Below are 12,386 nucleotides of genomic sequence, written 5' to 3'. Positions count from 1 at the left end.
AACGGCGCCACCGTGCCGGGTGACGGGCGAAAAGGCACGTCCGACCCGGGCGCGGAGGGCTACTCAGGGAGGACCCTTAGGGACCCGTAATACTCAGGTCTCATAAAGGGTTGACCCTGTGGTCTGACGAATTCCTGTGTCCTGCGCCACTACGGTCGAACCGTGACTGTGATCGCGACCGAAAGCCTGAGCAAGCGGTTCCCCCGGGTGACCGCGCTTGACCGGCTGACCATGGATATCGGGCCCGGGGTGACCGGACTCGTCGGAGCCAATGGTGCCGGCAAGTCCACCATGATCAAGATCCTGCTGGGTCTGTCCCCCGCGTCGGAGGGCCGGGCCGAAGTGCTCGGCCTCGACGTCGCGACCAAGGGCGGTGAGATCCGCGAGCGCGTGGGGTACATGCCCGAGCACGACTGCCTGCCGCCCGACGTCTCGGCCACCGAGTTCGTCGTCCACATGGCCCGCATGTCGGGCCTGCCGCCCACCGCGGCCCGCGAGCGCACCGCCGACACGCTGCGCCACGTCGGCCTGTACGAGGAGCGCTACCGCCCCATCGGCGGCTACTCGACGGGCATGAAACAGCGCGTCAAGCTGGCCCAGGCCCTCGTCCACGACCCGCAGCTGGTCTTCCTGGACGAGCCGACGAACGGCCTGGACCCGGTCGGCCGCGACGACATGCTCGACCTGATCCGCCGCGTCCACACGGACTTCGGCATCTCGGTCCTGGTCACCTCGCACCTGCTCGGCGAGCTCGAGCGCACCTGCGACCACGTCGTCGTCATCGACGGCGGCAAGCTGCTGCGCTCCAGCTCCACCACCGACTTCACCCAGAGCACCGCCACCCTCGCGATCGAGGTCACCGACAGCGACGCGCACCCCGACGGGACGAGCGCGCTGCGCGAGGCGTTCGCCCGGCGCGGCATCGAGACGACCACCGGCGGCGAACTGCCGGGCGCGGGCCACACCGTGCTCCTCACCGCCCAAGGCGAGGAGACGTACGACATCGTGCGCGACGTCGTCGCCGACCTCGGCCTGGGACTGATCCGCATGGAGCAGCGCAGGCACCACATCGCGGAGGTCTTCCGCCCCACCGACCAGCAGGACGAGCAGCAGCGGGAGCAGGGCTCCGAGCGCGCGGTCGCCTGGGCGGCCACCGCCGCCGCACAGCAGACGGGAGGCTCGCGCGATGACCACTGAGCCCATGGCCACGGACCGTGCGTCCACCCAGATCCACAACATCGGCTACCGCCACTACGACGGCCCGCGCCTGGGCCGTGCGTACGCGCGCCGCTCGCTGTTCTCGCAGAGCCTGCGCGGCGCGTACGGACTCGGCCGCTCGGCCAAGTCCAAGGTGCTGCCGATGCTGCTCTTCGTCGTGATGTGCGTCCCCGCACTGATCATGGTCGCGGTCGCCGTCGCCACCAAGGCGAAGGACCTGCCCGTCGACTACACGCGCTACGCGGTCATCCTGCAAGCGGTGATCGGCCTGTACGTGGCGTCCCAGGCGCCGCAGGCCGTCTCCCGCGACCTGCGCTTCAAGTCGGTGCCGCTGTACTTCTCGCGTCCCATCGAGCGGGTGGACTACGTGGTCGCCAAGTACGCCGCCATGGCGTCGGCCCTGTTCATCCTCACGGCCGCCCCGCTGCTCGTCCTGTACGTAGGCTCTCTGCTCGCCAAACTGGACTTCACCGAGCAGACCGAGGGATTCGGCCAAGGACTGGTCTCCGTGGTGCTGCTGTCACTGCTCTTCGCCGGCATCGGGCTGGTCGTCTCCGCCGTCACCCCGCGCCGCGGCTTCGGCATCGCCGCCGTCATCGCCGTCCTGACCATCTCCTACGGGGCGGTCTCCACGGTCCAGGCGATCGCCTGGAATCAGGGCAACGCGAGCGCGGTCTCCTGGCTGGGCCTGTTCTCGCCGATCACCCTCATCGACGGCGTACAGACCGCCTTCCTCGGTGCCACGTCCGCCTTCCCGGGGGCCCACGGCCCCTCCAGCGGCCAAGGCGTGGTCTACCTGCTCGTCGTACTCGGGCTCATCGCCGGCTCCTACGGGCTGCTGATGCGCCGCTACCGGAAGGTCGGAATGTGACCGCCATCAACATCGACCACGTCTCGCGCTGGTTCGGCAACGTCGTGGCCGTCAACGACGTCACGATGACGATCGGCCCCGGCGTGACCGGCCTGCTCGGTCCGAACGGCGCGGGAAAGTCCACCCTCATCAACATGATGGGCGGCTTCCTCGCTCCCTCGAACGGCTCGGTGACCCTCGACGACCGGCCGATCTGGCGCAACGAGGAGATCTACCGGCACATCGGCATCGTCCCCGAGCGCGAGGCGATGTACGACTTCCTCACGGGCAGGGAGTTCGTCGTCGCCAATGCCGAACTCCACGGCCTCGGCAAGAAGGAGGCGGACCGGGCGCTCGCCACGGTCGAGATGGAGTACGCGCAGGACCGCAAGATCTCGACGTACTCCAAGGGCATGCGGCAGCGGGTGAAGATGGCGTCCGCCCTCGTCCATGACCCGTCCGTGCTGCTCCTGGACGAGCCGTTCAACGGCATGGACCCGCGCCAGCGCATGCAGCTCATGGACCTGCTGCGGCAGATGGGGGACGAGGGGCGCACCGTGCTCTTCTCCTCACACATCCTCGAAGAGGTCGAGCAACTCGCCTCCCACATCGAGGTGATCGTCGCCGGCCGGCACGCGGCCAGCGGTGACTTCCGCAAGATCCGCCGGCTGATGACCGACCGGCCCCACCGCTACCTCGTCCGCTCCAGCGACGACCGGGCCCTGGCCGCCGCGCTGATCGCGGACCCGTCGACCGCGGGCATCGAGGTCGACCTGAAGGAGGGTGCGCTGCGCATCCAGGCCGTCGACTTCGGCCGGTTCACCACGCTGCTTCCGAAGGTGGCGCGGGAGCACGGCATCCGCCTGCTCACGGTCTCGCCGTCCGACGAATCCCTCGAGTCCGTCTTCTCGTATCTCGTCGCGGCGTAGGAGGCCCTGATGTACGACCCCACTGTCGCCCGGCTCACCTACCGGGCTCTGCTCGGCCGTCGCCGGGCCCTCATCCTCTTCGCGCTGCCCGTCCTGCTCGTGGTGATCTCCGCACTGGTGCGCGGCCTCACCGGAGCCGACGACCAGACCGCCTCCGATGTCCTCGGCGGCTTCGCCCTGGCCACGATGGTGCCGCTCATCGGCGTCATCGCGGGCACGGGCGCCATCGGCCCCGAGATCGATGACGGCTCCGTGGTCTACCTGCTCTCCAAGCCGGTCAAGCGCCCGACCATCATCTTCACCAAGCTCATCGTGGCGGTCGCCGTCACCATGGTCTTCTCGGCCGTCCCGACGCTGATCGCGGGCCTCATCCTGAACGGGAACGGGCAGCAGATCGCGGTCGCCTACACGATCGCCGCGCTGGTCGCCTCCATCGCGTACGCCGCGATCTTCCTGCTGCTCGGCACGGTGACGCGGCACGCGGTCGTCTTCGGCCTGGTCTACGCCCTCGTCTGGGAGGCGCTCTTCGGCTCCCTGGTGTCCGGCGCCCGCACCCTCAGCGTCCAGCAGTGGTCACTGGCCGTCGCCCACAAGGTGGCCGGTGGCGACCTTGTCACCTCGGACGTGGGGCTGCCGCTGGCGACGGTCCTGCTGGTGGGCGTGACCGTGGTGGCGACCTGGTACGCGGGTCAGCGGCTGCGGTCCCTGAAGCTGGCGGGGGAGGAGTAGCGGCCCCGCGCGGGCAGACCCGTGGCGCCGGTTGCGGCCTCCGAAAACAATTCGGTGGCGGCGAACCCGGCGCCACGGCACAGTAGTTGTCGTCACACCGCACCGGCCGACCGTCAGAGTCCGTCCGCCGGTGCCCGCCCACTGGGAGAGGAGCGCGGCGATGTCCTTCAGTAGTCCGTCGAGCTCCCTACAGGGCAGCCCGAGGCAGGCTCCGGAGTAGCCACCACACTCCGTCGAGCCCCGCCCAGGGGCGTTGCCCGGGGCGGCCGCTTCGAGCGCGTGTCCTCAGCGGCACGCGGGCCGCCCACCCGGAGGATTGGCCGAGTGGTAAGGCAGCGGCTTGCTAAGCCGTCGTCGGGGTCACGCCCCGCGCGCGTTCGATCCGCGCATCCTCCACACCGCACAGCCCCACCGCACGACCGTGCCGCACAGCCCCGCCGCAGCGGATCAGCCGAGCAGGCGCTCCAGGACCACGGCGATGCCGTCGTCCTCGTTCGACGCCGTCACCTCGTCCGCCACGGCCTTCAGGCTCTCGTGGGCGTTGGACATCGCCACGCCGTGGGCCGCCCACGCGAACATCGGGATGTCGTTGGGCATGTCGCCGAAGGCGATCGTGTCGGCGGGCTTCACGCCCAGGCGCCGCGCCGCGAGGGAGAGCCCGGTGGCCTTGGAGAGGCCGAGCGGGAGCAGCTCGACAATGCCTTCGCCCGCCATCGTGACCCCCACCAGATCGCCGGCCACGGCCCGCGCGACCTCGGCCAGCCGGTCGTCGCCGAGACCGGGATGCTGGACGTAGACCTTGTTCAGCGGGGCCGCCCACAGCTCCGCGACGTCCGTGAACGGAGTCGCGGGCAGAGCGCCGCCCTCGCGGTAGCCGGGGCCGACGATGACGTCCCCGTCGAGCCCGTCCCGGCTCGCGGCCAGCGCCAGCGGGCCGACCTCCGCCTCGATCTTGGCGAGCGCGAGCCCGGCGAGCTGCCGGTCGAGCGTCACCGAGGTGAGGAGCCGGTGCTCGCCCGCGTGGTAGAGCTGCGCGCCCTGGCCGCACACCGCGAGACCGTCGTAACCGAGGTCGTCGAGGATGTGGCGGGTCCAGGGCACGGCCCGGCCGGTGACGATGATGTGCGCGGCCCCCGCGGCGGTGACCGCGGCGAGCGCGTCACGCGTCCGCCCCGAGACCGTGTCGTCGGAGCGCAGCAGCGTGCCGTCGAGGTCGGTCGCGACGAGCTTGTACGGGAACGCGGGGGCGGGGTGGCTCACTTGGTGTTCGGCTCCAGGCTGCGGTTACTTGGGGTCAAGCGTGGTGCGGCCCCCGAGGTACGGCCGCAGCATCTCGGGCACGCGCACGGAGCCGTCGGGCAGCTGGTGGTTCTCCAGCAGGGCGACGATCGTGCGGGGCACCGCGCACAGCGTCCCGTTCAGGGTCGCGAGCGGCTGCACCTTCTTACCGTCGCGCATCCGGATCGACAGGCGGCGCGCCTGGAAGCCGTCGCAGTTCGAGGCGGACGTCAGCTCGCGGTACTTGCCCTGCGTCGGGATCCACGCCTCGCAGTCGAACTTGCGCGAGGCCGAGGAGCCGAGGTCACCGGTGGCGACGTCGATCACCTGGAAGGGCAGTTCGAGGCCGGTCAGCCACTGCTTCTCCCAGTCCAGCAGCCGCTGGTGCTCGTTCTCCGCGTCCTCGGGGGCGACGTAGGAGAACATCTCGACCTTGTCGAACTGGTGCACGCGGAAGATGCCGCGGGTGTCCTTGCCGTACGTGCCCGCCTCGCGGCGGAAGCACGGCGAGAACCCGGCGTAACGCAGCGGCAGCTGGCTCGCGTCGAGGATCTCGTCCATGTGGTACCCGGCGAGGGCGACCTCGGAGGTGCCGACGAGGTAGTAGTCGTCCTTCTCCAGGTGGTACACGTTCTCCGCGGCCTGGCCGAGGAAACCCGTGCCCTCCATGGCGCGCGGGCGCACCAGGGCCGGGGTGAGCATCGGCGTGAAGCCGGCCTCGGTGGCCTGTGCGATCGCCGCGTTGACCAGCGCCAGCTCCAGGAGTGCGCCGATGCCCGTCAGGTAGTAGAAGCGCGAGCCGGAGACCTTCGCGCCGCGCTCGACGTCGATGGCGCCGAGCGCCTCGCCGAGCTCCAGGTGGTCCTTGGGCGTGAAGCCCTCGGCGCCGAAGTCGCGGATCGTGCCGTGCGTCTCCAGGACGACGAAGTCCTCCTCGCCGCCGCGCGGGACGTCGGGGTGCACCACGTTGCCCAGCTGGAGGGCGAGGCGCTGGGTCTCCTCCTCCGCCTCGCGCTGCTCGGACTCGGCGGCCTTCACGCGGAGCTTGAGGCCCTCGGCCTGCTGGAGCAGCTCGGTGCGCTCCTCGGGCGTGGCCTTGCCCATCAGCTTGCCGAGCGACTTCTGCTCGGAGCGCAGTTCGTCGAAGCGCAACCCGGACGACCTGCGTCGCTCATCGGCGGACAGGACGGAGTCGACGAGCGCGACGTCCTCTCCACGGGCGCGCTGGGAGGCGCGAACACGGTCGGGGTCCTCACGGAGCAGGCGAAGGTCAATCACCCCCCCAGGCTACCGGTGCGGGGTTCCCGCGCTCGACCCGATATCCGTTGCGAGGCTTTATGCCCTATTTGCCGGAATGTGAATTAACGGCGGAACCTGGCCGGAAAAGATCAGGCCGCGCCCTTGTGGGCGCCCGTCAAGAGGAACGCCCGATTTCCCCTAAAGAGCCAGGTGGGGAGTGATGCCTTGACCGGACTCCCTTGTGGCGGGCGGGACTTGACGGCTCGTTGTCCACAGGAGGAGGGAGTTCCGGCGGGTTATCCACAGGCTGTGAGAAAAGGGTGTGGACATCGGAAGGGGGCGTTCCGAAAGCCACATGTATCGCGAAGGATTCCCGCTCCAAACCGGCTCTATCCTCACTTTCGGGTGGAAACGCTTCACTCCAAAGGGTTGATCAAAGGAAAAGAGTGGACGAAGGGTGACTGGCGGGGCTGTGGACTCCCTTGGGGCGTGTAGGGCGATTTGTCGACCATGTCACGCCTTCCTGTCGACTTGTCCCCAGGTCGAGATGGCAGGCTGTGGATAACTCTTGTGGACGGAGAAAATCCGCTGGTCGGACCGGGTGGGCCGTCGGCATCGAGCCCGGCGGGCCGGTGGAGAACCCGCCCGCGGTCCCCGCCCACGGCCCCCGCGCGCGACCCGCGCAGCGGGAATCGGACGACGTGGAACCGCCTAGAACCGGCCGTCCTGGCACCGCGCCAGCCAGTCGGACGCCGTCACGAACTCACCGTCCGACGTCCCGGTCCGCAGCGGCCGTACGTCCTCGGCGGCGACACCCGCACGCGGATACGAGCCGAGATAGCGCACCTCCGGGCAGGCCCGTTTCAGGCCCATCAGCGCCTCCGCCACCCGGCGCTCGGAGATGTGGCCCTCCGCGTCGATGGCGAAGCAGTAGTCGCCGATGCCCTTGCCCGTGGGCCGGGACTGCAACAGCATCAGGTTGACCCCGCGGATCGCGAATTGCTGGAGCAGCTCCATGAGCGCGCCCGGGTGGTCCTCGCGCTGCCAGATGACCACGGAGGTCTTGTCCGCGCCGGTCGGGGCCGCGGGCCGGGCTGGCCGGCCGACCAGGACGAACCGGGTCTGGGCGTTCTCCGCGTCGTGGATCTCGGTGACCAGCGGCTCGAGGCCGTAGCGCGCGGCCGCGAACTCGCCGGCGAAGGCGGCGTCGTAACGCCCCTCGCGCACCAGTCGCGCCCCGTCCGCGTTCGACGCCGAGGACTCCCAGGTCACGTCGGGCAGATGGGCCTTGAGCCAGTTGCGCACCTGGGGCTGGGCCGCCGGGTGCGCGGTGACCGTCTTGATGGCGTCGAGTTTGGTGCCGGGACGCACCAGCAGCGCGAAGGTGATGTCGAGCAGCACCTCGCGGTAGATCATCAGCGGCCGCCCCGCGACCAGCTCGTCCAGGGTCGTGGTGATGCCGCCCTCGACGGAGTTCTCGATCGGCACGAACGCCGCCTCGACCTCGCCGCCACGGACGGCGTCGAGCGCCGCCGGCACGGAGACCATGGGAACGAGTTCCCGGGTGGCCGCCTCCGGGAGCGTGCGCAGGGCGACTTCGGTGAAGGTGCCCTCAGGTCCGAGATACGCGTAACTGGCTGGCATGAGGTCACCCTAATGGGCCCTGTGAGGCCCGGCTCACGCCCGCGGCCGGTCAGCCCTCCAGCAGCTCCTGCCCCACGTATCCGCCCTTGCGCGCCCCGCCCGGCACGGCGAACAGGCCGCTCGCCTCGTGCCGGATGAACCGCGACAGCGCGTCCCCGCGGTCGAGCTTGCGCTGGACGGGCACGAAACCGCGCAGCGGGTCCGCCTGCCAGCAGACGAACAGCAGACCGGCGTCCGGAGTGCCGTCCGCGTCGAACCCGTCGTGGAAGGAGAACGGGCGGCGCAGCATCGCGGCGCCCCCGTTCTGGTCGGGGCGGCTGATGCGGGCGTGCGCGTTGATCGGGACGACGAGGTCGCCGTTCGCGTCCGTCTTCTCCAGGTCGGGCTCGGTCGTCTCGGTGCCGCCGGACAAGGGGGCGCCGGTGGACTTCGTGCGCCCGATCACCGCTTCCTGCGCCGTCTTCGACTGCTTCTCCCAGTCGTCGAGGAGCATCCGGATCCGGCGGACGACGACGTAGGAACCGTTCGCCATCCATGCGGGCGAACCCGTGGCCGGGACGAAGATCCGCCGGTCGAAGTCGGACTCGCCGGGCTTGGGGTTGTTGGTGCCGTCGATCTGACCCATCAGGTTGCGGGTCGTCATGGGGCGGGCGGTGGCGCCGGGCGAGCGGTTGAAGCCGGTCATCTGCCAGCGCAGCTTCGCCGCGCCGCCCGCGTCCTTCTGCAGCGCGCGCAACGCGTGGAAGGCGACGAGCGAGTCGTCCGCGCCGATCTGGACCCACAGGTCGCCGTTGCTGCGCGCCTTGTCGAGGTGGTCGGAGAAGAAGTCCGGCAGCGGGTCGAGCGCGGCAGGGCGCTGCTCGCTCAGGCCGGTGCGCGCGAAGAAGCTGTGGCCGAAGCCGAAGGTGACGGTGAGGGAGGACGGCCCGGCATCCCGGGCGACGTCGGTGTCGCCGGCGGCCGACGGCTCCCCCGCCATCAGCCGCTCGGCCGTCGCCGACCAGCGGCGCAACAGGGCGGCGGCCTCCTTGCGGCCCGCGCCCGCGCTCAGGTCGAAGGCGACGAGGTGGCCACTGGCCTGCATCGGCGTGGTGATGCCGGGCTGATGTTTCCCGTGAAACATCACCGCCTCGCTGCCCAGTGAGGTCAGCGCGGCGGGCTGCTCGGGCGGGTTCGACGCGGCCACGGCGTATCCCGCGCCCGCGCCGGCCACACCGAGGGCGGCGCCGGTGGCCCCGGCCGTGCCGATGAGCCGGCGTCGGGTGATGCCCGGGGGCGACGAGGGGGAGTCCGTGTCCGGTGCCGTACGGCGCTGGGTGTCAGCCATGCTGGTTCAGCCGATCTTCGCGTTCTTGACGACCGTGACCTGGTCGATGTCGGAGGTGCGGACGGTCACGGCGACCTTCCAGTCGCCCGCGACCGGGATCTGCACAGCGCTCGCGGCCCAGTGGCCCGTGGCGATGTGGTCGGGCACGACGGGCAGCGGGCCGAGCTTCCTCGCCTCCAGGGTGAAGGCGATCTTCACCTCGGGGACGTCGAAGGCCCGGCCGCCGGGACGTTCCACGTAGAGGTGCATCTCGTTGGTGCCGGTGCGTCCGGGGTCCAGTTCGAGGACGACCGTGCCCTTGCCCTCCTTGGTGCCGGTGTCGAACGGCAGCTTCAGGGAGAGCGGCCCGGACTGGCTCTGCGCGGCGGCGGTGGCGGACGCGGCCTCCTCCTCGGTGCGGCCAGGCTCGGTCGTCGTCAGGATGGTGGTGACGGCGAGCAGCACGACCGCCACACCCGCCTCGGCGAGCACGGAGCGGCGCAGACCGAAGCGGTGCGGGTCACCGTCGCGGACGCGCTTCTGGCGTGCGGTGGCGACCGCGGCGCGCTGCCGGGCCAGCTGGGCGGCGCGCCCGGGAGCCTCGTCCCGCGCACCACCCCCCTCGGTCTCGGCCGCGTCCGCGTCGTCGCCCTGGACGCCGGCGCCGACCGGGACCGGCTTCTTCGTCGCGGACGTGCGCTGCTCCACGACGGTCGCGGGGGCCGCGGAGTTCTCGGTGGTCGCGGCGGTCCTGGCGGCCTCAGCGGCCTCAGCGACCTCGGCGGCCTCGGCGGAGAGGCGTTCGGAGAGCCGCCCCGTCCACCTGCGCGAGAACCAGCCGATGCCGAGGAGCACGGCGACCAGCCCGACCTTGAGCAGCAAAAGCTGCCCGTACCGCGTCCCGGTCAGCGCGGACCAGGTGCCGACCTGACGCCAGGACTGGTAGAGCCCGGTCGCGGCGAGCACGACGACGCTGGAGAACGCCACCCGGGAGTAGCGGCGCACCGCGGAGCCCTCGATCGAGGGCGCCCGGTACAGCGCGACGAGCAGCGTCGTCAGACCGCCGAGCCACGCGGCCACGGCCAGGAGGTGCAGGACGTCGACGGGCATGGCGAGCCCCGCCTGGATACCGGTCGAGGCGTGCTCGGCCATGGCCCAGGTCGCGCCGAGCCCCGCGGCGACGACGGCACCGCCGACCGCGAGCCCGAAGGTGAGGTCCTTGACCTCCTTCTCGTCGCCTTCCTCGGTCCGCTTCACATAGGCGCCGAACAGCACCGCGACGAAGAGCGCGGCCGCGGCGAGCAACAGCAGGCGGGAGGTGAGCGCCGCGCCGCTCTTGGTCTGCAGCACCTCGCCGAGCAGCGTCATGTCGAAGATGTCGCCGACCGCCCCCGACGTGGTGTACGAGCCGCGCATCAGCAGCAGGGCGAGGGTCGCCGTGGTGAGCGCGGTCCAGCCGGTGACGACGATCCGCTGCACGGGCTTGATCCCCGCGCCGCGCGGCCAGCAGCCGAGGACGAAGGCGGCGCCGCCCACGAGCAGGATGAATCCGGCGTACGAGACGTAGCGCGCGACGCCGTAGAGGGCGCCGACGACGCCTCCGCCGGCGTTCTGGTCGCTCAGCACAGCGGTGGTCTTGGAAGGCGCGCCGATGGAGAAGGTGAAGGCGCCGGAGACGGGATGGCTGTCGGCGGAGACGACCTGATAGGCCACGGTGAACGTGCCGTCCGGCAGCCCGGAGTGGAGCCCGACCGTGTAGGTGGTGCCGCCGGAGTGGCCCACCTTGCCGCTGTCGACGCGCTTGCCGGCGGGGTCGAGCACGCGTACCGCGTCGTCGGAGATGGCGACGTCTTCGGAGAAGGTCAGCGATACCTGCCTCGGCGCCGTCTCGACCACCGCTCCCTGCTTGGGGTCGCTCCCGGTCAGCGCGGCGTGCGCGGCGGCGGGGGCGGCACCGGCCAGGAGCGCGCCGGTGACGGCGAGGAGCAGCAGCACCAGGTGCCGGAAACGGGGAGCGATGGTCTTCACGTACGGGTCAGCCCCTTCAGTGAGAAGCGCCCGACGCGTGCGACGCCGGGTGGTAGGTGGCGGCCTTCACGGGGAAGGAGACGGTGACGGCGCCGGACTTCGAGAAGTGCAGCGTCACCGCCACCTTGTCGCCCTGCTTCGGCCGGTGCTTCAGGTTTTCGAACATGAGGTGGTTGCCGCCGCGTTCGAAGTCCAGTTCGCCCTTGGCGGGGACGGCGAAGGACGACCGCTCCTTCATCACGCCGTCCTCGGTGCTGTGCAGGGTGACCTGCCCGGAGATCGGGCTGTCGACGGAGGAGAGGGTGTCGGCGCCGCCGCTGTTGTGGACGAGGAAGAACCCGGCGGCCATAGAGCCGGAGGCCGGCTCGGGGATGAACGCGCCCTGGACCTTCACCTCCGGTGCGGCGTCGGAGCCGTCGGAGCCGCAGGCGGTGAGCGCGAGCCCCAGGGCCAGCACCATGGCTGCCGGAGCCGGCGTGCGGCGCCTCATGGCTTCGCCCCCTTGATGAGCTTGGGGAGGTCCTTGGTGTAGTCGTCGACGGTGGCGTCCTCGCCGTAGAGGACGTAGCCGGCGTTCGTCTTCGGCGAGAAGGCGACGACCTGCGTGCCGTGCATCGACACGAGCTTGCCGTTCTTGTCCTTCTGCGTCGGCTCGATGGAGATGCCGAGGGCGCGGGCGGCGCGCTGGATGGTGGCGAAGTCGCCCGTCAGTCCGGTGAAGTCCCGGTCCTGGGCGTTGAGCCACTTGCCGAGCACGGCCGGGGTGTCCCGGTCGGGGTCGGTGGTGACGAAGACGACCTGGAGCTTGCCCTGTTCGGCCTTGGGCAGGGACTTCTTGGCGACGGCGATGTTGCTCATCGTCAGCGGGCAGACGTCCGGGCAGTGCGTGTAGCCGAAGTAGACAAGCGTCGGCTTGTCCTTGGTCCGCTCGCGCAGGTCGAACTTCTTGCCGTGGGTGTCGGTGAGGACCAGGTCCGGCTTCTTGAAGGGCTGGTCGAGGACGGTCGCCACCTTCCGCGCACCGTTCTCGGCGGACACGTCGGCGACGGGCTTGCCGCTGTCGTCACCGCTGCCGCAGGCCGTCAGCGTGAGGGCCGCCACCGTGGCCAGGCCGGCGGCGGCGAGCAGGGTCTTGTTCATGGTCTTGCGCATAGAGAGATGTCCC

The 12,386-nt window shown here is 70.6% G+C and carries 11 protein-coding genes and 1 tRNA gene; 5 read left to right on the top strand and 7 right to left on the bottom strand.

Annotated features, from left to right (window positions below):
* The first annotated feature begins 168 nt into the window (after positions 1–168).
* The 5 genes from ABZY33_RS04015 (at position 169) to ABZY33_RS03995 (ending at position 4,122) form a co-directional block, all read left to right on the top strand.
* Positions 169–1,197, top strand: a complete 1,029-nt coding sequence (locus ABZY33_RS04015) for an ABC transporter ATP-binding protein (RefSeq protein WP_356489952.1) — start codon at positions 169–171, stop codon at positions 1,195–1,197.
* Complete coding sequence (locus ABZY33_RS04010) at positions 1,187–2,089, top strand: ABC transporter permease subunit (RefSeq protein ID WP_356489866.1); 903 nt, start codon at positions 1,187–1,189, stop codon at positions 2,087–2,089. The genes ABZY33_RS04015 and ABZY33_RS04010 overlap by 11 nt, the downstream gene beginning before the upstream one ends.
* Positions 2,086–2,997, top strand: a complete 912-nt coding sequence (locus tag ABZY33_RS04005) for an ABC transporter ATP-binding protein (protein ID WP_356489865.1) — start codon at positions 2,086–2,088, stop codon at positions 2,995–2,997. Before ABZY33_RS04010 ends, ABZY33_RS04005 begins: the two co-directional genes overlap by 4 nt.
* A 9-nt stretch (positions 2,998–3,006) precedes the next feature.
* Complete coding sequence (locus tag ABZY33_RS04000) at positions 3,007–3,726, top strand: ABC transporter permease (protein WP_356489864.1); 720 nt, start codon at positions 3,007–3,009, stop codon at positions 3,724–3,726.
* A 310-nt stretch (positions 3,727–4,036) separates the two neighbouring features.
* Positions 4,037–4,122: transfer RNA gene (locus ABZY33_RS03995), tRNA-Ser, on the top strand.
* Positions 4,123–4,173: 51 nt separating this feature from the next.
* Here ABZY33_RS03995 and ABZY33_RS03990 read toward each other — a convergent pair.
* From ABZY33_RS03990 to ABZY33_RS03960, 7 genes are all read right to left on the bottom strand, one after another.
* Positions 4,174–4,986 (bottom strand): HAD family hydrolase, encoded by an 813-nt coding sequence (locus tag ABZY33_RS03990; RefSeq protein ID WP_356489863.1) that lies wholly within the window; start codon positions 4,984–4,986, stop codon positions 4,174–4,176.
* A 24-nt stretch (positions 4,987–5,010) separates the two neighbouring features.
* Positions 5,011–6,282, bottom strand: a complete 1,272-nt coding sequence (serS, locus tag ABZY33_RS03985; RefSeq protein ID WP_356489862.1) for a serine--tRNA ligase — start codon at positions 6,280–6,282, stop codon at positions 5,011–5,013.
* Between the two features lie 672 nt (positions 6,283–6,954).
* Positions 6,955–7,887, bottom strand: coding sequence for a prephenate dehydratase (gene pheA / locus ABZY33_RS03980; protein ID WP_356489861.1), 933 nt, complete (start codon positions 7,885–7,887; stop codon positions 6,955–6,957).
* 49 nt (positions 7,888–7,936) lie between these two features.
* Positions 7,937–9,214 (bottom strand): iron uptake transporter deferrochelatase/peroxidase subunit, encoded by a 1,278-nt coding sequence (gene efeB, locus ABZY33_RS03975; RefSeq protein ID WP_356489860.1) that lies wholly within the window; start codon positions 9,212–9,214, stop codon positions 7,937–7,939.
* Between the two features lie 6 nt (positions 9,215–9,220).
* On the bottom strand, positions 9,221–11,221 hold the full coding sequence (locus tag ABZY33_RS03970) for a copper resistance protein CopC (RefSeq protein ID WP_356489859.1): 2,001 nt from the start codon (positions 11,219–11,221) through the stop codon (positions 9,221–9,223).
* 16 nt (positions 11,222–11,237) lie between these two features.
* Positions 11,238–11,711, bottom strand: a complete 474-nt coding sequence (locus tag ABZY33_RS03965; RefSeq protein ID WP_356489858.1) for a copper chaperone PCu(A)C — start codon at positions 11,709–11,711, stop codon at positions 11,238–11,240.
* A complete protein-coding gene (locus tag ABZY33_RS03960; protein ID WP_356489951.1) occupies positions 11,708–12,361 on the bottom strand; it encodes an SCO family protein in 654 nt (217 codons plus the stop codon). The genes ABZY33_RS03965 and ABZY33_RS03960 overlap by 4 nt, the downstream gene beginning before the upstream one ends.
* Between the last annotated feature and the right edge of the window lie 25 nt (positions 12,362–12,386).

Source organism: Streptomyces sp. NPDC006552, assembly GCF_040611655.1.
Classification (GTDB): Bacteria; Actinomycetota; Actinomycetes; order Streptomycetales; family Streptomycetaceae; genus Streptomyces.
The sequence above is the reverse complement of the archived record's forward strand: the minus strand, read 5'-3'. Positions and strand labels throughout refer to the sequence as shown.